Origin of the sequence: Streptomyces sp. NPDC088794 (genome assembly GCF_044750545.1) — a bacterium.
GTDB lineage: Bacteria > Actinomycetota > Actinomycetes > Streptomycetales > Streptomycetaceae > Streptomyces.
The window spans coordinates 87,331-110,482 of the sequence record NZ_JBIVKB010000012.1 but is presented as its reverse complement, the minus strand read 5'-3'; the positions used below and the strand labels follow the sequence as shown (position 1 = coordinate 110,482).

The following is a 23,152-nucleotide window of genomic DNA, read 5'->3' as shown; positions in this document are numbered from 1 at the left end:
ACCCGCATACGCGGCGCGCGGAACCCGCTCTCCGCGCCGGACGGGCCCGGTTCACCGGTCCCCGGCGCCGCCGTCCCCGGCACCTGCCGCCGGAACCCTCACACGTTTCGGGCCGTCAGGGCCGCTCACCGCCCTCAACGGGAGTAGCCCGGGCATGCCCCCCTTCGGTCGATCGGAGCCACGGTGCCCCACGCAGCCACCAGGAGCGCACTCTCGTGACCGCTCGCGAGCCCGTGACCCCCCAGATGGCGTGGATGACCGCGATGCGGGACGAGGCCCTGCGGATGGACCGTCCGGAGATCTCGAAGATCGTGCACGTCGGCCAGGTCATCGCGTCCTACGCCGACTCCGACGGGACGAACGCCGACCCGGGGACCGACGTCATCGCGGCCATCGTCGGCAGCAGCGAGGAGACCGTGTCCCGCGCCAAGAAGGTACTCAAAGCCCTCGGTGTACTCGTGGAGAGACGACGCCCGAACACCAACTCCGCCTACCAACTCCGCCTATGCGATGGACCGTTGGACTGGGACGCGCACATGACCCTCTACACCGACACGCCCCAGGCGCGGCGCAAGAAGCGCCTCAAGGCCAAGCAGCTCGAGACCGCCACCGCGCCCGCCGTGCAGAACCTGCCGCCAGACGATGACCAGGAATCCCGTGCCTCACCGACGTCGACCCCGTCGACGGTCCGGGCCGTACCCGCCGTACCAACCGGGCCCGGTACAGGGCCGCTGGCGCTGGCACCCGTACTGGCGCGAGGCCGGGGCCGGCGGACGGCAGCGCCACCTGCCGCCACACAGCCACCGCTCCTGATGGCTGTCAACAGACTGGACACGCCCATCCCGGAGGAGATCCTCCAGACCCTCGCCGAACAGGGCGTGCCTGCGGCACTGCGCGCATACGGACGGGATCCGGTGATGCGGCTGCTCAGCCGCGACGGCCCGGGCGGCACCCGCGCCCCATACCTCCCGCCGGAACTGACCGTGCCCTGCGGCTACTGCGAGGTCTCCGTCGGCAGCCCGTGCCGCAACGACCGCGGGCTGCGCGCCCTCGCCCACACCGAGCGCCTGGACACCTGGGCAACCGTCCACACCTCCTGCCCCAACTGCGCGGCTCCGGCCAACGGCGCCTGCACCGAGCGTGACGGCACTCCGTACGACGGCATCCATGCACAACGGGTCCAGCTCGGCGCCGAGTTTCGTGCGGCGGCCGACAGACCGCAGCACACCAGCACAGGAACCTGATCGGGGGACCAGACCATGACCTCACGCGCCGAGCGACGACATCCCGAGATCGAGCAGCGCTGCCCCTGGGAGCCATGCCTCGCGCAGCCCGACCGGCCCTGCACGAACCGCCGCGGTGAGCCCCGCGACGAGTCCCACGGATCCCGCAAGGACGCCTGGATCCGCGCCCACACCGACTGCCCCAACTGCGGTGCCTCCCCGGGCCATTTCTGCGTGGCGGCCGGCGGGCAGCCCATGACGACGCACGTCCACATCGAACGCACCCATGCCGCCGAGGCCGCGTACGCGGCAGCCGTCGAGGCGGTGTCCCGGGACATGGGCGGGGGCCCGCGGTGAACGGGCCCGGCCGCTGCCCCGACTGCCACCGAGCGGTGCTGTGGACGCGGACTCTGCCAGGCGCCACCACGCCCGGCGGGAAACGCCTCGCGGTCGACCGCGAGCCGGACCCGGCCGGGAACACGGCCGTGCGCCGCGACGGCACCACCGCCTGGGTCTCCCGCCGAGTCACCGAGCAGCAGCCGCTCATGGGCTACGAGCGCCTCCACATGCCCCACCCGGCCACCTGCCCGGCCCAACAGCAGGCCCTGCCGCTCGACACCGCCACCCCCTCACCGCCCCCGCCGCGCCCGCAGCAGTGCGCGCTGCCTGACGGCGTGATCCGGCTCGACGACCACCGCCGCCGGCGGACCTGACAGAAGGACATCCCCGTGCTCGGACTCACCACCACCAGACACATGCGCCAGGTCACCGCCGAACTCCACGCCCAGCTCACCGCTGCCTGCGCCATCGCAGAGAGGGAGCAGCGACGGCTCGGCAATGCGAAGGCCCGGGAGACCGCCGCTCTGCGGCGCCGCCTGGACCGGGCCCTGACCGCGCTCGCCACGACCAGGAGGGACCTCACCACCGCCAACGGCGCCCTCCGACGAGTCACCGAGAACCTCCTGGACTGGCGGTGCCCGAGGTGAACGACGACCACGCCCGTGCCCGCATGCAGGTCCTCGTCCGCGCGGACATCGCCGCGCACATCCGCTTCGGGCGCGCCGACCGAGATATCCAGCGGCTCCTCCGAGTACCCGCTCGATCAGTGCAGTCCGTCCGCCGGCAGCTCGGGAACGCGCCGCTGTGCGGCGTACGCGACCGGAAGCACGCAGCGTTCGCCGACGTCTTCTGGGGTTCGGCACGGCACATGCCCGACGGCCATCTCCTCTGGGTCGGTGCCGCCTACGACTCGGGCACCCCTGTACTCCAGGTCGGCAGCCAGCTGCACTCCGTGCTCCGCATCGGCTTTCTCCTCGGCCACGGACGCGAGGCCGTGGGCGCGGTCACGGCGGGCTGCGGCGGCGAGGGCTGCGTCGAGCCCGAGCACCTCCTCGATCACCCCGCCCGCGTGTACATCGCCGAATCCCTCGCCGCCCTGTTCGGAGCCCCCCGTCCATGAACCTCACCGCCTCCTGTCCCGTCCCGCCGTCCGCCCCGGCCGCCGACGAGCAACCGCTGATCACGGCGGAGGACGCCCGCATCGTCCTCCAGCACTACGGACACCCCGCCTCCGGCCCGGACCGCACGAGCACGTTCCGGGGGCGAGTCGTCGCCCTCATCGCTGAGGCCGATGCCGCCAACCGCCTTGCGCTGTACCGCAGTTACCCGCCTCTCGTCGCGGCCGTCCAGCTCGCCCGTACGAGCCCGACCGGCATCGACACCCTCCACGCCATCGCCCAAACCGTCCGCTGACCCGCACACCAGGAACGGAGCAACCCCCGTGTACCCCGACTACGACACCCCGCGCCTCACCGGCCCCTACCTCGAACTCCACGCCGAACGTGAGGAGCAGAAGGGCCGTCTGGGGGCCGAGCACCACACGCTGGACGAGTGGGCGCTCGCCCTGTGCGAGCACGCCGGCGCGGTCGCGACCGCTGTCCTCGCCGCCGGTCAGGACACGGACAACCCCAGTGCCTGCCGCGCCAACCTCCGCCAGGAACTCCTCGCCACGGGAGCGGGGCTGATCGCGTTCCTGGAGCACGTCGACTCCCTCGACGAGAGCGTGGTCGACGCGACGTGAACGGCGCGGACCTGCGGTGCACGGATTGCCATCACCGCATGCTCCAGCCAAGTCGCGACGGACTCGGCCCGCGCTGCCGGGCCAAGCGCCGCGACCGCTGGCGCGCCACACCGGCCGGAAGCGCAGCCGCCGCCGTACGGCGCCGCCTCGGCCGCCCGGCACCGGTTCCGGACGGGCAACTCTCCATCCCGAAAGAGCACCTGCACATGCCCGAACTGCGCCTCACCTGCCTTGACGAGCACCACGCCGCCGCGGTCATCGCCGAAGCCACCCGGCCCGGCGACCTCCACCACACCGTCCGCCAGGACGGCGCGGTCGTCGTCATCTCCTACTTCGACGCGCGCTACGCCCTGGACGTCGCGGAATGGGCCGGCGGATACGGCCACACCACGGACAGCGACGCCGCCCGCCTCATCTCCCAACTCTGACCACTCGGCTCTGAAAGGTCTGCACGTGAGCACCGGCCCTCTGGACCATGCGATGCGGAAACTCGCCGCATCCATGCAGCAAACCATCCGTAACTCCCTATACACGCCAGTCGACTTGAGCGCCTACTCGCGGCTTGCGGACACCGTGCCGCTCGTGCCCGTGACGAGCCGGAAGCCGGTGGAGCTGGCCGTCATCGACAGCATCGCTTCGCAGCAGGAGCCGGAGACCTTCCTCTGGATCGTCTTCTACCGGCCCGACGGCGGCGCCACCATCCACCACGCCTGGACCGGCAACGGCGCCGTCCTCGGCGACCGCATCGACCACCTCGCCCTCGCCATGGGCCTGGACTGCGCGGACTGGCTCCACATCACCGACCTCCACTGCCAGCAGAGCACCCGCGGCCGGATCGCCATCAGCGCCTACGCCCTCCGCCCGCTCCTCGCCGACGTCCAGCACGTCACCCGCTGCCCCGAGCTCCGCCGCGACGGCATCCGTCGCGTCATCGCCTGCGCCGCCGAGACAACCGGCCAGACCCCACGTCCCGGCATCCCGCGCTGGACGGGCGTCGGCCCCAGCCTCCTGAACCGGCGGACGCCGTGAGCCCTGAACAGTCTCCCCGAACCCTCACCCATGACGAGCTGACCGCTGAAGCCACCGCCCGCTTCGGCAAGAACCCTCTCGACTGGGCGTTTGTCTGCCCGAACTGCGGCGACATCGCAAGCACCGCCGATCTCGCGAAGGCGCTCGCCGACTTCCCCAGCACCCGCCGCGACGGGACACCGGTCCGGGCCGAGCAGATTGCCGGCCAGGAGTGCATCGGCCGCACCCTCGGGGCCCTCAACCCCGGCTACACCGGCCGCGGATGCACATGGGCCGCCTACGGCCTCATCCCGGGACCCTGGACGATCCACCTGTCCGAGGGCCGCACCAGGCGGTCCTTCCGCCTCGCCCCGGTGCCGCAGGAAGTCCCTCGTGTCCTGTCCATCCGGCAGCCGTGGGCGTTCGCTGTGGCCGAGGGCTTCAAGCCCATCGAGAACCGCTCCCAGCGCACCCACCATCGCGGCCCGATCTTCATCCATGCAAGCCGGCTGCCTCTGAGGAGCGTGGCCATCGTCCGGTACAGCGATGACGCTGCGATCCGTCTCGACGAGCTCGGCGGCTCACAGAACCTCTGGGACGCCCGCGCACACATCCCCAGCAGCGTGGCACCGGCTCCCCACGCGACGCTCGCCCTCTCCGCCGTCATCGCGACCGCGCAGCTGACGGGCTGCCACCAGGCCGACGACTGCTGCGGGCCCTGGGGCTTCCCCGACCAATGGCACTGGGAGATCACCGACGTCCACGCGCTGCGCGAGGCCGTTCCGCAGAAGGGCGCACTCGGGCTCCGCAAGGCACCACCCGAACTCGTGACGGCCGTCAGGAATGCGGCCTCGACCGGCCAGGAGGCGACCGCCGGATGAAGACCGCCGACTGGCCGTACGACGCCGACCAACACGACCCCCTCACCGCCCTCCGCATCCCCGTCACCGGCACCCACCCCGGGCACACGTACACGGCCTGCTTCGACCGTGACTCCGAAGCCCGACCCACCGACACCGAGGCCCAGCAGATCGCCTCCTTCATCGAGGAGTACCAGGAGCACTACTTCGGCAACGGCCGATGGCGCAGGATCCAGCAGGCCAAGCCGTTCGACATGGACTGCTACACCACCCACACGCTCGAGGACAAGTGGTTGGCGTGCGTCCAGGAGGCGGAAGGCGGTCACCTGGAGTGGACCGGCGAACGCAACAAGGCCAGTGGTACGCCTCTGCTGCGGTACCGGGAGAAGTACTACACCGCGGCGGCGGTCGCGTTCCGGCGGCGTATGGGCCGTGACCCGGTCGGTCAGGCCAAGGCCGAGTGCGGCATGCACCAGTGCGTCGAGCCGAGCCATGTTGAGGACGAGCTCGGCCGGGACCGGCTGCGCGAGCAGCTGCGTTACCTCCTGGGCAAGGGCGAGCGGCCGGCTCGCTGCCGGCGCGACCACGACCAGGCCGAGCATGGACGTCTCCAGCCGAACGGCGTCGCCTACTGCAAGGCCTGCCATGACCTCAACCGCACCGCGGACCTGAATGCCGTCGAGGTGGAGTCGTGAACCGCCCGTGGACTCCGAGCACCTCGACGACCATCGTCATGAAACGGGGCTGCAACGGCTGCGGCACCCAACTCGGCGACGTCACCGACCAGGAGATGGCCTGCGGCATCAACGGCCTGCCCCTGCCCGACGTCCGCCGCGAATGCACCGCCTGCGCGCCCGCCGCGCCCGAGCCGAAGTGCCTGCCGATCGCCGTCGTCTGGGGCGACCGGCGCTGTGGGGAGATGGAGTGCGACCACGCAGGTGGCGGCGACTCCTATGGCACTTCGCCGGTCTCGTACTGCGACAAGGTCACCGAGCAGACCATCTGCCTCACCCACTCCACGGTCGCCGTCGACGGTGCCATCGCGCGCGCCGTGCCGTGGCCCTGCCAGCACGTGAGCACACCGGCTACCGCCTGACCCCTGCCGACAGCCCCGACCACACCCACCACGAAAGGCACGGCTCTAATGACCGACGATCCTTCGCTCACCGAGCAGCAGCACGCTGCCATCCCCGCCAAGCTCCGTGCCGCCGCCGACCTCGCTGAAGCCCACTGGACCCCGGACCCGGATGGCCCCGGCATCTGCTCCCTGCTCGCCATGGCCGCACCCGCGAACGGCGAGCGTCCCGACGAGACCGACCTGTGGGATGCGGTCGTCACACACCTCAACGAGGAGATGACCGACGCCTGGGAACGGCGCCCCGGACGGACCCGCGCTGACGTTGCGGCGATGCTCCGCGCTGCTGCGGCTGCCACTCCATGACTCACGTCAAGGCGGCCGTCCCGCGCGCTGGTGTCGCGCGGGACGGCCGCTGCCGCGATCATCCCTCGCCCCAGGAGACGCACGTGCCATCCGAACCCGCCGAGACCCCCGCCTGCCCGTACTGCCCGCACCCGGAACACAGCCCTGGCGCCGAATGCGAGGGCGGTGTCGACCACGGGCCGAAGCACTGGCACTGCTGCCTGTGCCTCAACAAGCCGTTCCTCGGCGGCACATGCCACCTACTGATGGACTGCCGGGGCGGCAAGCTCGGCTACTCCGACATCTGGTTCCTCCAGCGCGGGCACACGCTGTCGAGTGCCGACGGGCCGGTCACTCCGGACGTGTTGAAGACGACCCCCGAGGGTGCTGCGGCGGCTGCTGTCGTGCCGCTCGCCGACCAGACCCCGCTCCGCCGCCAGTTCGGCGAGGTGCTGCGTCGCTGGGGCCTGCTCGACGAGGTGAACGATCCGACAGCCACGGAGGAGTTCGCGTTTACGGACCTGCTGTCGGTGCTGCCCGCGACCGACAGGGCCACCGTGTACACGGAGGTCGCCGACCGCCTCGCCGTCGACGCCGAGCAGGGCGACAAGGAGGGCCTCACGCGGATCTACCGCCGGTCCGCCGCGCGGCAGGTCCGCAGATGGGCAGACGAACTGGCTGGCGAGGCGCGGCAGGACCCGACACCGGACCAAGGGCGGCTTCTGCGGGAGTGCGAGTGCGGCGGCAGCCTCCCGCACCCCGACTGCCCGATCCACGCGCCCGGCACGAACACGGAGTCCCCTCCCGCCGTCCCACATTGCGACGGCTGCGGCCACCCGGAACATCCCGCGCGCGAGTGCCCGGTCGTGCGGTACGGGGAGCGCTGCGAGTGCGACGAACCGCTCGGCGCGGACGAGGGGGCCTGACCGATGGCTGAGCTCACCACCGTCTGCATCTGGTGCCCCGACCGACGCCGCATTCCCGTCGGTGAGTTCGACGAGCACGTCGACCGCGTGCATCCGTCCGTCTCCGACCCTCGCAACTCCACGTCCTGCTGGTCGCAAGCCGAGGTGTGCACCCCGGACGGCATTCTGCGCGAGATCGCCTGCAGCCGAGGCCGGCACCGATGGGGCAAGCACTCGAACCGGCACGTGCGATGGCCCTGCCCGCCGCGCTGCTCGTGCATCCGACACAGGCGCAACCACCGGCGCTCTGCCCAGAACCGGGAGACCTCGTGATGACCGCACACGCTCGCTTCGCTGCCGTCTACGCCGTGCTCACCGCTGCCCACGAGGTCGCTGACCACTGGGTTCAGACCGACGATCAAGCCGTCAGCAAGGGCAACCGCAACCGCGACGGCGCGATCGCCTGCTCGGAGCACGTTTTCACCTACACCGTCACCCAGGCTGCCGCTCTCGCCGTCGTGCAGCGCGTCACCGGCATGCGTCTGTCGTGGAAGCGCGCCGCGCTGGGCCTCGCTGTTTCAGCGGTCACGCACTACGTCGCGGACCGTCAGGCCGACCACTGGCGGGACGAGGATCCCCGGGGCATCGTCCGGCTCGCCGCGGCCATGGGGAAGAGCAGCTGGCTCCAACGCGACCCCCACGCCGCCTACTTGATGGATCAGTCCTGGCACAAGGGATGTATCGCGGTCGCCGCGCTCGTCGCCGCCAGCGGCACGGCCGGGACGCACCACGGCGGCGAAGCGGCCAGGCCCGGCATTTCCTCCGAGGGCGGCACGTGAACAGGTTCATCTCCGACCTCTTCCTCTTCGTCGGCGCGGCAGCCGCCTGGGTGGTCCTGGCCGTTCTCGCCGGCACCGCCGCCGTCCTCGTGCTCGCCCGCGCGATCGCGCAAGCGGTGAAGCGTCGCACGCAACCGACCGACAGCACATCAAGCAAGGACTCCTCTTGAACGCTCCCGCTCCCGACAGGCCTTTCACGCCTGTGCAGGTCCTCGTCATCGCCGGCTACGCCCGCGGACAGAAGGCCGAGGCCATCGCCACCTCGCTCGGCATCTCACCGCGAGCAGTCCGCAGCCACACGAGCCGCGCCGCGAAACGAGTGCCGCGCGGCCGTTCCCTCGCAGCCCTCGTCGACCACGCCTACGCCTCCGGCGCGTTCGAAGGCATCCCGGACCTGGCCGTAAAACGCCAATCCACAGCACCGGCAGTGCAGTTGGCGCGCTGCCTCGTCCGGACCCTGGACTGCATGGCCCGCAGCCTCTCGACCAGCGACATCGCCCTCGAGCTCGGCATCAGCAGGAACACCGTCCGTGAGTACCGGCGCCGGCTGCTCGCCCAGCTCGGCACCGAGTACCCGCCTCACGCCGTGGCACGCGCCTGGCAACTAGGCGTACGCAGGGCAGCCAGCCCGGCAGCGCGCAGGCTCGAGCGGACGCCGTCCGTCGTAGCGGCCAGCGAGCGAGGGACACGGTGACCCGACAGCCCGACCCCCAACCCGATCGCGCAGGAGCCGACGTGCCCCACCCGCTCGACGACATCCGTACGGCTATCAGCACGCTCGAGGCCGCCCCGCCGCGCGGTCGCGTCGACAGCAGCAGCGAGGCGATGCTCCAGCACGTCGCTGGCCTCATGCGGATCAGCGGGCCCGTCGCCGCCTGGCTCGAAGCGGAGGCCGAACGCCTCGCCCTCACGCCCATCGGCACCGACCTGTCCGGAGAACACGCGGTCCTCGTCGCCCGGGCGCTCCTCACTCCGATCACCGGCCGCCCCGAGCCCGGACAGCCAGGTGCCGTCATCGACAACGTGCGCGCCACGCTCGAGGGCATCCTCCGCAGCGAGGAGCCCAGCCGGTGAGCGCCAGTGTCACTGTCCACTGCAACCGGCAGTGGGCCGACGGCGCCTGCGCGCACCGCCTCTACACCGACGCCGTCACCCTCGACGAGGCCCGCGGCGTCGCACGCTGGCTCGGCTGGCGCACCCACCCGGGCGGCCTCGACTACTGCCCCACCCACTCCGGCAACCCCACACCGGGCCCCGTAGCGGACGTTGTGCAGCTCCACGCCCACGCGACCGCCGACGGCGGCGGCAAAGGGGACCAGGAGCCGACACCGCTCGAGATCCTCACCTCGGCTGCGCAGCGCCTGCGTGCCCTAGCCACGGCCGTCGACGAGGACATCGCCGACAACCCGTACTGGCACACCCAGCACACCGCGCGGGAGCACTGGTTCGCGAACGGCATCGACTGCGCGGTCGGCGGCCCCGCCGGAGTCCTCGCAGGCCTGCTCACCCCGGCCAACGCACGCCTCCTCGCCCAGACCCTCGAACACCGCCATCCCCGCACCGCGATCCCCGCCGAGCTGTTCCTCCTCGGCCGCAACATCCACCGGAGCGCCAACCGATGACCGACAACCCCTGTAGCGAGACCGGCGCGATCGGCGTCGGAATGCCCGCCGTGCTCCACCTCAACGCCTTCGCCCGTGAACTCACCGACGCCTTCGGCGAGACCCCGTACCTCGTAGGGTCCGCGGCACGCGGAAAGGTGTGGCGGGACGTCGACGTGCGCCTCATCCTCCCCGACGCCCACTTCGACCGGCTCTTCCCCGAACACACCGAGCCCGACGCCAGCGACGACCTCTGGTCCTTCCTCTGCGTGGCGATCGCCGAACTCGGCCGCCAGCGCACAGGGCTCCCGATCGATTTCCAGATCCAGCGGCTGAGCGACGCCAACCACCTCTACCCGGGCATCCGGCACGCCCTCGGAATCGCCCACCACCCCCGCGGTTACGACACCGCCTCACCATCCGACCACACCGCCGCCGCGACCCTCGCACGCGCCGCGGCCGGCATCAAGACACTCCGCTCCGTCGGCGTCTCAGTGGCTTCCCTCGGCCGCCCGGCCCCCGCCGACGACGAATCCGACCTCATCGGAGCCACCACCGCACCCACCCCTGCCGCGGACCGCACTCCGGCCGCTGGCGGCACATGCACCGAGAGCGAGCCCGACCGATGACCCGCCGCTCCCGCATCCTCGTCCTCCTCTACGCCCTCCACGCCCTGTGGTCCGCCTGGTGCGCCACCCAGCAGGCCTTCTACGGCAACGTCCTCGTCGCCACGGTGTTCGTCCTGTTCTCCGTGGTACCGGTCGCCGCGGTCCTCGAGCAGAGCGAACTCACCGACCTGCGCGACGCCGTCCACTACTACAAGTCCCGTGAAGCCAGGCGCCGTTCCCGAGACGCCCACGAGGCGCAGCTGAAGGCCGCCGGACTCCAGAGGGCGGACTGACCGTGACCGACCTCTCCATCACACCGTGGAAGTGCCCCTTCTGCGTCGGCGGCATCGAACCCAGCACTGGCGGCGAGGCCCGCGAGCGCTGCCTTCACTGCTCCGGAAGCGGCCTCACCGACGACCCCTGCGGTGACGCCGACCGGGCACCCCGCCCACCCGCCGTCATGCGCACCCCCTGCGGCGACTGCGCCTTCCGGCCCGGCTCACCGGAACTCGAAGCCAACGGCGCCCAACTCCCCGAGGCAGAGCCCTTCTTCTGCCACCAGGGCCTCCCCGTCAACGCCTACGGCGCGTACACGCCCGTTGCCACGTTCCGCGGCCTGCCGCTCGGCGCGATGGTCTGCGCCGGCTGGTGGGCCGCACAGACCGGAGAACCCCTGCCCGCACGCCCGTACCGGGAGATCCCGATCACCGAAGACCAGGTCGAAGCCCGCTGGGGCCACACCGCGAAGATCCTCACAGACCCCACCACCAGCCAGACCAAGGACCAGTCATGACCCTCGCCATCGACTTCGACGGCCCCATCCACACCTACTCCCGCGGCTGGCGGGACGGCTCCATCTACGACCCACCCACACCCGGAGCCATCGACGGCCTGCACCGGCTCCTGGAACACGACGCCGTGTTCGTCTTCACGAGCCGCGAACCCGAACAGGTCATGCCCTGGCTCGAGCAGCAAGGACTCAACGTCACCATCGACGACCGCTGCGGAACCTGCCATGGAGAAGGCGGCGGCCAGGAAGTAGACGCGGACGACCGTCCGACCCAGCCCGCATGGGAGTGCCCCGACTGCGACGGCTCCGGAACCCTCGCCTTCTGGAACCTTCGTGGGCAGCTCCTCGTCACCAACCGCAAGCTTCCCGCCGACGCCTACCTCGACGACCGCGCCGTTCGGTTTACCGACTGGCCTCAAGCCCTGCGCCACCTGAACGTGGAACCCAGGCTCCTGGCATGCGGCCTCTGCCACGAGGAATGGGGGGAAGAAGTCCACCCGCACCCCGAATGCCCCCTGCGCACCCCTGACGCCACCGCAGGAGCCACGGCCGCCCGACACGTGTTCCAGGAACGGTTCGACCGCGACCCCCACGCACTCGCCTGGGCCCGTACGGGAGTCCAGGAAGCCGTGGACCGTGCCGAACAGTGCGCCCAGAACACAGCCCTTCCCGACACCACTCGGGACAGCTGGACGAAGACTGCGTTCTTCATGCGCCACCAACTCCTGACCCGGAACGGTGTCGTACACGCCGCATTCGACCAGCGGCTTCCCGCTTTTCTCGCCGCCATCGACCCCGCAGCAGAGTCCGAGACCGTCGAGCGCGCACGGCGTTTCGTGATCAGACACCCCGACCGGCCGGACGTCCACGGCATCGAATTCCCCTCCGGCTGGGTGATCGCGCACGACCCCGACAGCGGGCTCGTAGCCGCGATCTCCATGACCGAAATGATCTCTCAAGCCCCGGACGGCACCCACGTGCACTGGGCCGACGAACCCCAGGCCCCCGAAGCCCCCGACGAAACCCCGCAGGGAAGCTGACCGTGCCCGAGACCCGCTGGAACGGCGAGCCCTGCGCCGCACGCCGCGTCACCGCAGTGGTAGCCGACGACGGCCGATTCCCTCTGTACTGGGCCCGCCACCTCGTCGGTACCCGCCGCAAGGTCGTGGAGGTCGCGTACGACGGCGGCGCCACGTTCTACCTCGACGACGAGGACGGATCCGCGTGGCACAAGGTCACCCAAGGCCGCGGCGCCCCGCACTGGACGCACAACAGCATCCTCATCGCCCCCGACAGCATCCAGCCTCGCCCCGATCAACCCTCACCGCACGAGACCTTCCAGGCCGGCAACGCACCTCCCATCAACGACGACACACCGGGCGGCAAGGCGGCCGAGGAGGAAACGCCATCCGACCAGTCCACCAGCGAAGTCGCCTACGCCGCGGCTGCGAAAACGGTGAGGCGGGCTGGCTACGTTCGTGACCAACTCGCCATCCTCCTCAGCCGACTGCCCGTACCACTGCCCACTCCACAGGAACTCGCCGACGGCGCCACCGCCGACAAGGTCACAGCGCAGCGCATCCACGCCGCCCGCCCCGGCATCCCAACCCACACCGCGTTCAACGTCCTCCAGGCCCTCCGCGCGGTACGCGCTGTGGACCGCACGCCCAACGCGGACCGTGAGGACCGCATCCTGCTCGCCGACCTCACTGAGGAGGACCTGGCGCAGCTCTACGACGACCTCGACCGCCACGTTGAAGTCGTGGGCGAGATGAACGAGCAGGCCATCGACCTGCACAAACGCACAGCAGCAGCCAGAGCCGAGAGCGCGGACCAGGTGCGATACCAGGCCCGCGCCCGGGCAGCGGCCGTACGGCAGGCCCAGCGCTGGGCCGCGCGGGCTCGGATCGCCGAGGCCGCCGTACGGCACTGGATCGCCTTCATCAACCGGGGCATGGACACCCACGTCCAGTTCAGCGTGCTCAACCAGGACGGCACGACAGAGCAACTCCCATGCGCGGACTGGTGCTACGCCTGCCGCCTCGAGCAGGCTCAGGCAGAGCGCGCCCGCCTCCTCGCGCTCCTCGCCGGACTGCTCCCTGGATCGGTGATCGCCCCCGCGGAGGACCTGGACGAGCCGGGCTGGCAGATCCTCTACCTCTACATCGGCACCCACCAGGCGAGCTGGCACATCCATCCCCGCGACGCCGACCTCTTCACAGACGTCGAGCACGTAAGCGTCGGCCACCCGCGAGCGGTCTGGGACGGCCACACCACCGACAAGAAGCACGAGCGGATGGAGGAGCACACAACCGCCCTGCACCGGGCGGAGCCTCCGCACCGGAACGTGCCCGCCGCCCCAGGATCAGTGCCCATTGCCCAGGCACACGCGACCGCTGCAGAGAGGGTCCTGGACCTGTACAGCCGGTGGGTGCAGGCTGGCCCTCCGCCGCTCGGCACGCCGATCGCGCGCTGGTGGGACGCACGCCTCGCCGAGCTCCACGAAGCCGTAAGACCGTGACCGGCCACACACCGCCGTGCGACCAGGTCCGCGCAGACATCGCCGCGCTGCTGCACGACGGACTCTCCAACGCTGCCATTGCCCGCGAGACGCACGTCTGCCACGCCGTCGTGGCCAAGGCCCGTACTGCACTCGGTCTCCCGAAGTACCAGCGTGGCCAGCAGGCCGCTGCCACCGCCGAGGACCTGTTCTGGCAGCGCGTCAACCGGCTGGATGACGGCCACATGGAGTGGACCGGCTACTGCGCCAGGGGCGTGCCTGGACTGCGGCACGCAGGAAAGTACTACACCGCGTACCGTCTGGCCTTCCGTATCGCCACCGGCCGAGACCCCGAGGGCAACGCCCTGATCTCCTGCGGACGCGACCAGTGCGTAGCACCCGGACACCACGCGGACCGGAGAGACCGCGAACGCGAAGAGCACCTCGACGTCCTGCACACCCTGATCTTCGGAACGCCGCCCACCACGGAGAGCGGAGAGTGACACCTACTGGACAAGCAACATTCACGCCTGCCCGACTCCGCAACGGTGGCGGGTCGCAGTCGCCACCGCCTCAGCATCGGTCCTGAGATCCGGATGATCGTGCGCTGCGAGTTCACCGACCTCGACGCCAGCATGTGCGCCCACTGCACCCTCCCCGAACCACAGCCAACAGCCGGCGATCGCCGCCGGCAGCCCGCGGCAACTCCAGCCAGGACCACCGCCCGACGACAGCGCCCCTGGTTCACAGCCCTGTACGACGGACGGTGCGCCGCCTGCGGCACCCTCTACCAGGCAGGCACGCAGATCCGGCTCGAGACGCCGGCCGGCTGGCGCGCAGAATGCTGCCGATCCTGACCGGCCAGCGACAGCCCCTTACACGAGCAGGCCCCACCGGTATCCGGTGGGGCCTGCGTCAACCCGAAACGCGCGTGCGCCAGTTGGGCCACCCATCTATCCTGATCTGTTGCCCACCTGGAGATCGAGGCCATGACTGCCCTGACAGACCCGCTCACCGAGGAGCAGCGGCTGCTGCTCGACATCGCATGGAAGACGTTCGTCGAACACCAGCGCTTCCCCCACTTTTTCCACGTCGAATACGTCATGCGCAAGGACGGCCACGACGCTGCCGAGGTGCTCTACAGCTTCCCCGCAATCGGCCAAGACCAGGTCGCACAGGGCTACCGGGCCGTTGGATGGTGGGCGCAAGGCAGTACACCGCAGCCCAACGGGCCGGTGCACGTGACCATGGCCGGGCTCTACCACCTGCAGCACGACCAGATGGCTCGCGACCTTTCCCGCGGCCTGCTGGCGTACATGCGCCAGATGGCCTTAGAGCAGGACAAGATCCTTGACAGCCCCTTCGACCAGCCCAACGTCGACGTGGACCTCCGCGACGTGTTGAAGGAGATCGACGGCGCGATGCCTCTCCTGGAGCGCACGACGAAGATCGCCGAACGCGAGTGGCCCGGCATGCAGTTCAGCAAAAGCACTCTTAGCGGTCGGCTCGGCGAGTTGCTGGCCGCGGACTACGACACGCTTGACGCCTACCTCGCCGACGTCGCCGCCCATCTTTCGCCGCCCGCGCCGCCGGAGGCACTGTCCTTCACCGAGCCGCGCGCCCTGCTGCGCGCGCTGAACTTCCTCGACGTCACCTACGAGCTGGTCCTCGGTGAAACCCTGGTCGTCCCGCCGCCCATGGACCGCTCCAGCCTCCTCGCCCTGGACGTCGGCGACGAAGCGTCCTACAACTCCGGGCTGGTCGTCCTGACCGACATCCTGCGCGACTTCAAGGTCCCCGGCCGTACTCCGGGCTCGGGCCTCCTGCGCCTGGAAGATCATCTCGTCGGCAAGCTGCCCGCGCTCGACCGTGACGCGGTCCACCAGGCCGTCCAGCTCCTGGATCAGGTCCGTGTCATCCGCAACTCTGCCGTCCACCCGAAGCCGCGGCCGGAACTCGCCGCCGCCCACCATGCACTGGGGCTGCGCTTCCCGGTGCGCGACTTCACGGCTGCCTGGGACAGCGTCCGCGCGCACGCTGAGCTGGCGGTGAGCAACCTGCAGGAGGCGATCCAGTCCGCCAGGCCCTGACTGTGGCCCTCGCGGGCAGCGGGGGCGAGCGACCATGCCGCCAGACCACCTCGCAGCCTCGCGGAGACCGGCGGCCACCAGCCCGTGGTCGTCGCCCATGGGCCCGTCGCCGCGCAGCTCAGCGGAATCTCTTGATCGTCACCACCGCGTGCCGCGTGGTCCCCGCCAGGACCTCAGCGACCAATCCGGATGCGACCGCGGAATAGGCTTCGCCGGCGTCCGTCCGAGCCCGTCCGGACGCCGGCGAAGCACCCGCCCAGGCCGCGGCCCGCACGGCGAGGCGCGCCCCGAGCCGCTGCGAGAGCACGACGCGTCCCTCGGGCATCCGCACGGCGAGTGCGTGAGGGTGCGCGGCCTGCCCCGTGTAGCCGACGACGTCGACGTCCACGGTCTCCGCATGCCGGACCTTCCGCCACGAGCTGGACCGGCCGGCCCGGTAGGCGGACCTGCCGAGCTTCGCGACCACCCCTTCGACTCCGGTGCCCCGGAGCGTGGCGTACCAGACCTGAGCGACCTCGCGGTCGTCCGTCGCGGACACGGCCTGGATCGGCGTCGCCGGCGGCAGCTCGCCCAGGACATCGAGGAGGACCTGGCGCCGCTCCGTGTACGGGCGCCCCCGCAGATCTCCGGAGGAGACGGCCAGGGCGTCCCAGACGATGTACAGCGCCGGATGCACCTCGGCCAGCTTCCGGGCCCGCGCCGGCCCCGACGCCGCCCTGGACTGCGCCGCCTCGAAACTGATGCGCCCGTCGACCACGACGACCGCCTCGCCGTCGAGGACCACCCCCGGCGGCAGCTCCATCCCCGCCAGCGCGATGTCCATCCAGGCCGACGTCACGTCCCGCCCCGACCGCGCCTGCAGCCGCACCGAATCCCCAGTACGCCACATGATCGTTCTGTGGCCGTCCAGCTTGACCTCGTACCACCAGTCCGGTCCTGCCGGCAGCACAGGGACCAGCTGGGCCAGCGCGACATCGACGGGAAACTCCACACCACCACCCTGTGCCTCCTCCGCACCACACCGCACGAGGGCCTACTCCAGAAAGCCCAGCTCCCGGTCCGGTCGGCACGCCTCGCAAGGCGGCACCCCGTTCCGCAGCGCATCCAGGGCCTGCTCCCTCGTCGCCGCAACACTCCGCCAGGAGCCCTTCGTCACCGCCCAACACGAGCCCACATGCACGCCCCCGCGCTGGACCACCCACTCAGGCGGGGGCGGCCGCCGCTCCACTGCCCGCCGCTGGCTCTCCGCCAGGCGCTCCTCGTCAGCGATCCACCGGTCGATGAGCGCGAGCTGCCGCACAGCCTGCTGCTCCACGACGCGACGGGCGAAGCGCAGCATGTCGAGACGGGTAGCTGGAGCGGGATCGTTCACACGTTCGATAATAGGGTGCGGCCGCAACTGTGCAGCCCCGCCAGCGGCCGTTGTCCTGTGCCAGCGGAGGTCGAGCACGTGCCATCGAATACTGGGTAGTCAGGTTCGTCGTGCTGTCCGGGGTCTTCTGGCTACTGCACCGGAGCACGCCACAGCACCGTGCCAGTTTCGATGTCCACGACCGAGACCCACTCGGCTGCAGGGATGTCCCGCTCGACCACGTACCAGTGCTTGCTTCCGAGATTCCGGTCATTGACATAGGCAGGATCGTCCGGAGTCCAAACTGGCACGCCGAGCGACTGGAACGCGTTCGGCGGCACGTTGTTTCTCGCCCAGCCGAACCAGTGGCGGGTCTCGGTTTCGGGTATCCGCAACTCGATGCGGATGGTTCGACCCTCTCGGAAGGCCCATGGAAGATCGTCGGGGTCGATGGACTCCATCATGTGTACGGTCTTGGGCGCGGAGCCGTCCCCCGGCCAACGGGCTTCGAGGATCTCGGAGGCGAGGATCTGCTCCCAGAACTCGGGCTTTGTGAAGTGGTACAGCGTTCGAGTCACTGGCTCACCGTAGGTCGTTGCCAGGCCCGCGGAACCCGAGGGGTATGGGTGCGGCCAGGTGGTGCCCACGCTCGACCGCCGGCGGCACACATTCAACCTTCGATGGCAGGGGGCAGACGTCCCGCACTCGAGTCGGTTGAGCGCATGCCGGCGAACCTGACGGACGCCTCCCGTCGATCAAGGTTCGCCGGTGCAAGACAGTTCGAATATGCGTTCGATATTGTGTCGGGGGAGGTGAGCCCGATGAGCACGGGAACGACAAGGTCCAGGCAGAACGTAGTCATGCATGTGCGCTGCCCCGACCGGTTGCCAGAACACACATACCGGCAGGTCCTGGAGCTGCTCGCGGACCTGTCCGCAGTCGTGCAGGCCCTGCCACCGACGGCCGCCCTGGTTGAACTCAAGGGGGCGCTGCCCTATCACGGAGTCGACGGACGCCGACTGGGAGCGACAGCTCGGCTGCGGTCGGTGGCGCAGCTGGGTGTGGATCTACGGATCGGTATCGGGACCTCCTGGACGGTCGCGGCGACCGCGTCAGCCCAAGCACCCGCCACGGGCGGCCTCATCTCCGTGGACCCAGAGACCACCGGGCAGTGGCTCGGCACGCTGGACGTGGAGGCACTGCACGGGATCGGCCCCCGGAACGCAGCGGTTCTGCGCCGCTACGGCATCGGCACCGTAGCGCTGCTCGCCACGGTGCCGACGGGAACCGTGCAGCGGATCCTGGGGGCACGAGCAGGGCGGACCGCCTCAGAGCGGGCCCGCGGCTGGGACCCCCGCCCTGTCACCCCCAAGTCACTGCCGGACTCCGCAAGCGTCGTGACCCGCTTCGAGCATGACCTGCTGGACGGAGCAGAAGTACGGGCCCGGCTACTGGAGTTGGTCGTACGGCTCGGCGTGACACTGCGCCGCCGGGACCAGGCGGCCAGGGCCATCACGCTCCAGCTGCGTTTCGCCGGCGATGCGCGATGGGAGAAGAGCCGCCGCCTGCGGACACCTTCCGCGCACGAGGACGACCTGCGTCTCCTCGCCTACCAGCTGATGGACGCGGCCGGCCTGCAGCGCGGCCGACTGATCGCGCTCGCCCTGGTCGGCGAAGACCTGGTCTCCGCCGACCAGGTAGCCCAGCAGCTCAGCCTCGACGGCGTCCGCGAGACCCGGCTGGCGACGGAAGCAGCCGTCGATCGCGTCCGCAACAAGTTCGGTCCCGGTGTCATCGGACCCGCCGCCGCCTTCCCGCACGCCTCATGACCCGGACGTGCAGAACTCAGCCATCCCACGCGGGATGCGGACCAATTCGGCCGCCCAGGCGACCGCCTCGCGTTGCCGGCAGAGCTCCGGTGAGTCTCTCGCTCCAGCGGCGCGGCCGGCTCGACCTCAAGGTTCGCCCGCAAACCCGGCGGACCCATCATCCGTACGAGCTCGCCACCCGGACAAGGCGTGTGGGTCTACGCCCCGTGGTGCTGCGTCAGGCAGGCGAAGTACAGGGCGTCGCCCCAGCTCGAGGACGGATCGAAGACGAGCATCGCCGCACGCGCCGTCGGCTCGCAAACGGGCAGCATGTCGTGCAGCGAGCCGTGCACGGGGTCGTAAGACAGCAGGTCCGCGCACTGATAGGCCGGCGCGTTCGCGAGGAGGACCGCGTCTTTCACCCCGTCGCTCTCCGAGCCCGGGTAGACCAGGCAGTAGGTCGTGGCGATGTCGCCGCCGGTGGCCGGTGCCTGGATGATCCGCACTTCCTCGGGACCGCTCGCCGCGGCGATCTGCGGCGACTCGCTTGCCGACGGTGAAGGCGGCGCCTGGACGGGGAGCGACGTTCCGGATGTCGGCGTGGACGCGGATTGGGCCGGCGCGGGCGACGTGCTCTGCGGCTGCGGTGCTGTGCCGGCGGCCGAGGTTTGGCGCCTGGGGTCGTCTCCGTGAGCCAACTCCAGGGCGCCCACCGTTGCGAGCGCACCCAGTGCGGCAACCGCGACGGCGGTGGCGCCCAGGACCCACCAGTTCGGCTGCACGCGTGGTGGCGGGGGTGGCTGGTGCCCGGGTAGGCGGATGACCGGGATGCTGTTGAGGGTGTCGCCGTTGTGGAAGCGCAGGAGCTCTTCCTCGTCCGGGCGTGGTGGTCGTACCGGCTTGCCGTCCATGGTCCCCCCAGGTGACGCGCGTGATGGGGAAGTGTTGCGCGTCCGGTGGGGTGGCGGCTGGTGAACGGCGTATCTCGACTCGGCCGGGTGGAGCTCCCGCCGGCGGGTTGCCGTCGGCGGGAGCTGCGGCGGTTCGGCTACGCGTCGTTGCTGTTCGCCGTGTCGGTTGTCCGGGGTCTGTGCTGCCCGGATCCCTTGTAGCCGCGGAGCAGGTCCTGGACCGTGCCGGGTGAGACGCCGAGGCGCTTGGCGATGTCGCGGATGCTGACTTTCTCGTCCTGGTCCTTGAGCTGATTGGCGAGCACGCCGCGCTCCTCTGCCCATCTGGAGCTGCGCTTCCTCACCTCGGCTGTGATCTGGCTCTGTGCGCGAGATCTCGCCTCGGGATCCTCGATGGCTTCAACGGCGTCGAGCGCCTCGTTCACGCGCTGCACCTCCTCGGATGTCACGCCCGCACCCTTCTTCGTCCTGCTCGGGCGGGCTTTTCTGCCAGAGGCGTATGGTGACCGTACGCCATGGGTGTATGGTCACCTTACAGTCTCGGGCGAGAGCCCGCGATACATCGAAATAAGCCCTCGCCCCGGCGCTGGAACGCCTTTGGGGCGAGGGCACCCACCCTGACTGCGACGAAAGGGCAGGCAATGCCCGACACTACCCACCCTGCACAGGTCGGCCAGCAGCCGCCGCGGCCCCCATCGCGTATCCGCGACGCCATCCATCCGCTCGTGGCGACCACGACGACCGCTCGCGAGATCCTCGACGCGTACATCGCCGTACGGGGCGGCGACAGCTCCTCCGTCGTGAGCGAGGCGGTCGCCAGCTTCAAGGTGGCCGTCGAGCAGCTCTGCGACTCCCGCCGTGCCGAGCAGCTCGCGGTCGCCCCGGCGGAGAGCGTGGCCCGCACCTTCCTCGAGCAGTTCGCCGACGTACGCGGCGGCACGTCGGACTCCGCCGCGATGGCGGAGGCCCTCGGTGCGCTGCGGGCCGTGCTGGCCGCACTCCTCGTCGGCACACCCCACGACCCGCCCGGCGGTCGCCCGGTGCTGGTCGATGGCGACGTCTTCCTCGCCCGGTACCTCACCGCCGGCGGCGCGGCCACCGGCGTCCAGTACCGCCTGGCGACACTGCGGGCCACATGCGACGGCGAAGCCTGCGACTGGACGCTCATCCACTCGATCGGCTTGGAGCACGACGACACCGAAGCCGTCCGGGACGAGAAGATCCGCGCGCTGCTCCCTTACTTCCAGGACCGGCTCCGCACCCACGCGGCCCAGTGCTACGCGAGGCCCGGTCTGACGCACGACACGGGCTCCCCGGACAGCGACCCCAGCACGGCGCTGCACTGGGCCGCGTACGCGCTGAGGCTGGCCACCGAGCGCGAGCGCCAGGGCCGCTGGCTGACCAGCGACGAGCAGGTCGTCTTCACCCGTTTCCAGTCGGCCGCACGCGCCCACGGGTTCACCGAGGACCAGGTCCGCGAGTACTCGAAGGCGTTGCGCATCCCGGCGGTGAAGTCATGACCGAGCAGTCCGAGCAGCCTGACCTGAAGCCCAAGGCGAGCCCCATCGCCCTGGTGGCCGCCACCGTCGAGGCCTGCGCGTCCGACCTCCGTAGCCGGAAGAAGCAGGCCATCAAGGCGGGAGACGCCGCCGCGCAGCGGGGCGCCATCACCTCGAAGGCGAGCTTCTGATGGACTTCGCCGCCGTCGCGGACGCCCTCGAGCGCGCCGGCTACCGCAGCAGCCTCCGGGGCTCGGGCTCGAAGCCGCCCTGGTCGTTCTAGGCCGCCCACAGACCGCCGGGCCCGCGTGCCTCCCCCCGACCGCGGGCCCGGCTCACAACCACACCTGACTGCCATTTCGGAGAGAGGCACACCGCCCGTGCAAATCGTGATCATGGGGCAGGGCTACGTCGGCCTGCCCCTCGCCATGGCCGCTGTCGCCAACGGCCACACCGTCACCGGGTACGAGCCCGATGAGGACCGCCTGCTGCACCTCATGAACGGCAAGTCGTACATCGAGGACGTCTCCTCGGACGTCCTGGCCCACGTCCTGGATTCGGGCCGGTATCTGCCCACCCGGCAGTCGGCCGCGCTGACCGACTTCGACGTCGCCGTCATCACCGTGCCGACCCCGCTCAAGGACCGGCAGCCCGACCTGTCCTACGTCCGGGCTGCCGCCGAGACCCTCGCCGCACACCTCAAGGCGGGCGCCCTGGTGGTGCTGGAGTCGACCACCCACCCGGGCACGACACGCGAAGTCGTCGTCCCGATCCTGGAGAACGCGACCGGCTGGACGGCCGGCCACGACTTCCACGTCGGCTTCAGCCCGGAGCGCATCGACCCCGGCAATCGGCAGTGGTGCCTGAGCACCACGCCGAAGATCGTCTCGGGGCTCACGCAGGCATGCCTGAAGGAGGTCGAGCGGTTCTACACGGGCATCGCCGGCGAGCTCGTCCTAGCCGCCACGCTGGAGGAAGCGGAGCTGGCCAAGGTGTTCGAGAACACCTTCCGCCACGTCAACGTTGCCCTCGTCAACGAACTCGCCCGCCTCGCGCACGTGTTGAGCGTCGATGTGTGGCGCACCCTCGACTTGGCCGGGACGAAGCCGTTCGGCTTCACGCAGTTTCAGCCGGGCCCGGGCGTCGGCGGCCACTGCCTGCCCGTCGACCCGGTCTACCTCTCCCACCACCTACGGACCGCCCACGGGCAGCCGTTCCGCCTCGTCGAGCTCGCGCAGGACATCAACGAGAGCCAGCCCGCATACGTCGTCCAGCGTCTCCAGGACACCCTCAACACCCGCTACCACCGCGGCGTATACGGAGCGCGGTTCCTGGCCCTCGGCCTCGCCTACAAGCCCGGCACCGGCGACCACCGCGAATCGCCCGCTGCTCAGGTGATCAGCCTCCTCGAAAGCAAGGGCGCCCTCGTCGACTGCCTCGACCCCCACGTCGCACCCGCCGGCCTGGGTGACAGCCCGAAGGTCTTCGGCGCCCACACCGAGCCGCCCCGGCCCTACGCGGACTACGACGCCGTCGTGCTGCTCACCCCGCACGACGAATTCGACCTCCAGCAGATCGCCGACCAGGCGAACTACGTGCTGGACACGCGGGGCGTCATGCCCGTCGCCCCGCACATCGAGCGGCTGTGACCGCCATGAG

35 protein-coding genes are annotated in these 23,152 nt (G+C 70.5%); 30 read left to right on the top strand and 5 right to left on the bottom strand.

The window, feature by feature from the left end; genetic code table 11:
• Positions 1–215: 215 nt before the first annotated feature.
• The 26 genes from ACIP6U_RS30240 to ACIP6U_RS30115 all read left to right on the top strand — a co-directional run bounded on the left by ACIP6U_RS30240 (position 216) and on the right by ACIP6U_RS30115 (position 15,924).
• Entirely contained in the window at positions 216–1,244 is a 1,029-nt protein-coding gene (locus ACIP6U_RS30240) for a hypothetical protein (RefSeq protein WP_401724205.1), read from the top strand.
• A 15-nt stretch (positions 1,245–1,259) separates the two neighbouring features.
• Complete coding sequence (locus tag ACIP6U_RS30235) at positions 1,260–1,580, top strand: hypothetical protein (RefSeq protein ID WP_401724202.1); 321 nt, start codon at positions 1,260–1,262, stop codon at positions 1,578–1,580.
• Positions 1,577–1,936 carry a hypothetical protein gene (locus tag ACIP6U_RS30230; protein ID WP_401724200.1) on the top strand — a complete coding sequence of 120 codons (360 nt, stop codon included), beginning with the start codon at positions 1,577–1,579 and terminating at the stop codon, positions 1,934–1,936. Before ACIP6U_RS30235 ends, ACIP6U_RS30230 begins: the two co-directional genes overlap by 4 nt.
• 15 nt (positions 1,937–1,951) lie before the next feature.
• Positions 1,952–2,209 carry a hypothetical protein gene (locus ACIP6U_RS30225; protein ID WP_401724198.1) on the top strand — a complete coding sequence of 86 codons (258 nt, stop codon included), beginning with the start codon at positions 1,952–1,954 and terminating at the stop codon, positions 2,207–2,209.
• A complete protein-coding gene (locus ACIP6U_RS30220) occupies positions 2,206–2,682 on the top strand; it encodes a hypothetical protein (protein ID WP_401724196.1) in 477 nt (158 codons plus the stop codon). The genes ACIP6U_RS30225 and ACIP6U_RS30220 overlap by 4 nt, the downstream gene beginning before the upstream one ends.
• Positions 2,679–2,975, top strand: a complete 297-nt coding sequence (locus ACIP6U_RS30215; protein ID WP_401724193.1) for a hypothetical protein — start codon at positions 2,679–2,681, stop codon at positions 2,973–2,975. The genes ACIP6U_RS30220 and ACIP6U_RS30215 overlap by 4 nt, the downstream gene beginning before the upstream one ends.
• A 28-nt stretch (positions 2,976–3,003) precedes the next feature.
• Positions 3,004–3,303, top strand: a complete 300-nt coding sequence (locus ACIP6U_RS30210) for a hypothetical protein (protein WP_401724192.1) — start codon at positions 3,004–3,006, stop codon at positions 3,301–3,303.
• 38 nt (positions 3,304–3,341) lie between these two features.
• The gene (locus tag ACIP6U_RS30205; protein ID WP_401724190.1) at positions 3,342–3,731 is read left to right on the top strand and encodes a hypothetical protein; all 390 of its coding nucleotides are present in this window, start codon (positions 3,342–3,344) and stop codon (positions 3,729–3,731) included.
• 154 nt (positions 3,732–3,885) lie between these two features.
• Positions 3,886–4,332 carry a hypothetical protein gene (locus tag ACIP6U_RS30200; protein WP_401724188.1) on the top strand — a complete coding sequence of 149 codons (447 nt, stop codon included), beginning with the start codon at positions 3,886–3,888 and terminating at the stop codon, positions 4,330–4,332.
• Positions 4,329–5,192: a VVA0879 family protein gene (locus tag ACIP6U_RS30195; RefSeq protein WP_401724185.1), complete on the top strand. Its 864-nt coding sequence runs from the start codon at positions 4,329–4,331 to the stop codon at positions 5,190–5,192. Before ACIP6U_RS30200 ends, ACIP6U_RS30195 begins: the two co-directional genes overlap by 4 nt.
• A complete protein-coding gene (locus ACIP6U_RS30190; RefSeq protein WP_401724183.1) occupies positions 5,189–5,866 on the top strand; it encodes a hypothetical protein in 678 nt (225 codons plus the stop codon). Before ACIP6U_RS30195 ends, ACIP6U_RS30190 begins: the two co-directional genes overlap by 4 nt.
• Positions 5,863–6,267: a hypothetical protein gene (locus ACIP6U_RS30185; protein WP_401724180.1), complete on the top strand. Its 405-nt coding sequence runs from the start codon at positions 5,863–5,865 to the stop codon at positions 6,265–6,267. The genes ACIP6U_RS30190 and ACIP6U_RS30185 overlap by 4 nt, the downstream gene beginning before the upstream one ends.
• A gap of 48 nt (positions 6,268–6,315) precedes the next feature.
• A complete protein-coding gene (locus ACIP6U_RS30180; protein WP_401724178.1) occupies positions 6,316–6,612 on the top strand; it encodes a hypothetical protein in 297 nt (98 codons plus the stop codon).
• Positions 6,613–6,695: 83 nt separating this feature from the next.
• Positions 6,696–7,517: a hypothetical protein gene (locus ACIP6U_RS30175; protein ID WP_401724176.1), complete on the top strand. Its 822-nt coding sequence runs from the start codon at positions 6,696–6,698 to the stop codon at positions 7,515–7,517.
• 311 nt (positions 7,518–7,828) lie between these two features.
• Positions 7,829–8,335, top strand: a complete 507-nt coding sequence (locus tag ACIP6U_RS30170; RefSeq protein WP_401724174.1) for a DUF3307 domain-containing protein — start codon at positions 7,829–7,831, stop codon at positions 8,333–8,335.
• Complete coding sequence (locus tag ACIP6U_RS30165) at positions 8,332–8,505, top strand: hypothetical protein (RefSeq protein WP_401724172.1); 174 nt, start codon at positions 8,332–8,334, stop codon at positions 8,503–8,505. The genes ACIP6U_RS30170 and ACIP6U_RS30165 overlap by 4 nt, the downstream gene beginning before the upstream one ends.
• On the top strand, positions 8,502–9,029 hold the full coding sequence (locus ACIP6U_RS30160) for a LuxR C-terminal-related transcriptional regulator (RefSeq protein ID WP_401724170.1): 528 nt from the start codon (positions 8,502–8,504) through the stop codon (positions 9,027–9,029). Before ACIP6U_RS30165 ends, ACIP6U_RS30160 begins: the two co-directional genes overlap by 4 nt.
• A 41-nt stretch (positions 9,030–9,070) precedes the next feature.
• Positions 9,071–9,409: a hypothetical protein gene (locus ACIP6U_RS30155; RefSeq protein ID WP_401724168.1), complete on the top strand. Its 339-nt coding sequence runs from the start codon at positions 9,071–9,073 to the stop codon at positions 9,407–9,409.
• Positions 9,406–9,957, top strand: a complete 552-nt coding sequence (locus ACIP6U_RS30150) for a hypothetical protein (protein WP_401724165.1) — start codon at positions 9,406–9,408, stop codon at positions 9,955–9,957. The genes ACIP6U_RS30155 and ACIP6U_RS30150 overlap by 4 nt, the downstream gene beginning before the upstream one ends.
• On the top strand, positions 9,954–10,565 hold the full coding sequence (locus ACIP6U_RS30145) for a hypothetical protein (protein WP_401724163.1): 612 nt from the start codon (positions 9,954–9,956) through the stop codon (positions 10,563–10,565). Before ACIP6U_RS30150 ends, ACIP6U_RS30145 begins: the two co-directional genes overlap by 4 nt.
• Positions 10,562–10,837 (top strand): hypothetical protein, encoded by a 276-nt coding sequence (locus ACIP6U_RS30140; protein WP_401724162.1) that lies wholly within the window; start codon positions 10,562–10,564, stop codon positions 10,835–10,837. Before ACIP6U_RS30145 ends, ACIP6U_RS30140 begins: the two co-directional genes overlap by 4 nt.
• A 2-nt stretch (positions 10,838–10,839) precedes the next feature.
• On the top strand, positions 10,840–11,337 hold the full coding sequence (locus tag ACIP6U_RS30135; protein WP_401724159.1) for a hypothetical protein: 498 nt from the start codon (positions 10,840–10,842) through the stop codon (positions 11,335–11,337).
• The gene (locus ACIP6U_RS30130; RefSeq protein ID WP_401724157.1) at positions 11,334–12,374 is read left to right on the top strand and encodes a hypothetical protein; all 1,041 of its coding nucleotides are present in this window, start codon (positions 11,334–11,336) and stop codon (positions 12,372–12,374) included. The genes ACIP6U_RS30135 and ACIP6U_RS30130 overlap by 4 nt, the downstream gene beginning before the upstream one ends.
• A gap of 2 nt (positions 12,375–12,376) precedes the next feature.
• The gene (locus ACIP6U_RS30125) at positions 12,377–13,855 is read left to right on the top strand and encodes a hypothetical protein (protein WP_401724154.1); all 1,479 of its coding nucleotides are present in this window, start codon (positions 12,377–12,379) and stop codon (positions 13,853–13,855) included.
• On the top strand, positions 13,852–14,337 hold the full coding sequence (locus ACIP6U_RS30120; protein ID WP_401724152.1) for a hypothetical protein: 486 nt from the start codon (positions 13,852–13,854) through the stop codon (positions 14,335–14,337). Before ACIP6U_RS30125 ends, ACIP6U_RS30120 begins: the two co-directional genes overlap by 4 nt.
• A 486-nt stretch (positions 14,338–14,823) precedes the next feature.
• Positions 14,824–15,924, top strand: a complete 1,101-nt coding sequence (locus tag ACIP6U_RS30115) for a hypothetical protein (RefSeq protein ID WP_401724150.1) — start codon at positions 14,824–14,826, stop codon at positions 15,922–15,924.
• Positions 15,925–16,042: 118 nt separating this feature from the next.
• On the opposite strand, the gene ACIP6U_RS30110 is transcribed toward ACIP6U_RS30115, so the two are convergent.
• The 3 genes from ACIP6U_RS30110 to ACIP6U_RS30100 form a co-directional block, all read right to left on the bottom strand.
• Positions 16,043–16,915: a DNA ligase gene (locus ACIP6U_RS30110; protein WP_401724148.1), complete on the bottom strand. Its 873-nt coding sequence runs from the start codon at positions 16,913–16,915 to the stop codon at positions 16,043–16,045.
• A 42-nt stretch (positions 16,916–16,957) separates the two neighbouring features.
• A complete protein-coding gene (locus tag ACIP6U_RS30105; RefSeq protein ID WP_401724146.1) occupies positions 16,958–17,296 on the bottom strand; it encodes a DUF6233 domain-containing protein in 339 nt (112 codons plus the stop codon).
• A gap of 131 nt (positions 17,297–17,427) precedes the next feature.
• Positions 17,428–17,853: a hypothetical protein gene (locus ACIP6U_RS30100; RefSeq protein ID WP_401724144.1), complete on the bottom strand. Its 426-nt coding sequence runs from the start codon at positions 17,851–17,853 to the stop codon at positions 17,428–17,430.
• A 306-nt stretch (positions 17,854–18,159) separates the two neighbouring features.
• On the opposite strand from ACIP6U_RS30100, the gene ACIP6U_RS30095 reads away from it, so the two are divergent.
• Complete coding sequence (locus ACIP6U_RS30095) at positions 18,160–19,104, top strand: hypothetical protein (RefSeq protein WP_401724142.1); 945 nt, start codon at positions 18,160–18,162, stop codon at positions 19,102–19,104.
• A gap of 197 nt (positions 19,105–19,301) precedes the next feature.
• Here ACIP6U_RS30095 and ACIP6U_RS30090 read toward each other — a convergent pair whose 3' ends face one another.
• Both ACIP6U_RS30090 and ACIP6U_RS30085 read right to left on the bottom strand, forming a co-directional pair.
• The gene (locus ACIP6U_RS30090) at positions 19,302–19,994 is read right to left on the bottom strand and encodes a hypothetical protein (protein ID WP_401724141.1); all 693 of its coding nucleotides are present in this window, start codon (positions 19,992–19,994) and stop codon (positions 19,302–19,304) included.
• A gap of 137 nt (positions 19,995–20,131) precedes the next feature.
• On the bottom strand, positions 20,132–20,443 hold the full coding sequence (locus tag ACIP6U_RS30085; RefSeq protein WP_401724139.1) for a helix-turn-helix domain-containing protein: 312 nt from the start codon (positions 20,441–20,443) through the stop codon (positions 20,132–20,134).
• Between the two features lie 276 nt (positions 20,444–20,719).
• On the opposite strand from ACIP6U_RS30085, the gene ACIP6U_RS30080 reads away from it, so the two are divergent.
• From ACIP6U_RS30080 to ACIP6U_RS30070, 3 genes are all read left to right on the top strand, one after another.
• Positions 20,720–21,514, top strand: coding sequence for a hypothetical protein (locus tag ACIP6U_RS30080; RefSeq protein ID WP_401724137.1), 795 nt, complete (start codon positions 20,720–20,722; stop codon positions 21,512–21,514).
• Positions 21,511–21,684, top strand: coding sequence for a hypothetical protein (locus tag ACIP6U_RS30075; protein WP_401724135.1), 174 nt, complete (start codon positions 21,511–21,513; stop codon positions 21,682–21,684). The genes ACIP6U_RS30080 and ACIP6U_RS30075 overlap by 4 nt, the downstream gene beginning before the upstream one ends.
• Positions 21,685–21,873: 189 nt before the next feature.
• Positions 21,874–23,142 (top strand): nucleotide sugar dehydrogenase, encoded by a 1,269-nt coding sequence (locus ACIP6U_RS30070; RefSeq protein WP_401724132.1) that lies wholly within the window; start codon positions 21,874–21,876, stop codon positions 23,140–23,142.
• Positions 23,143–23,152: the final 10 nt, after the last annotated feature.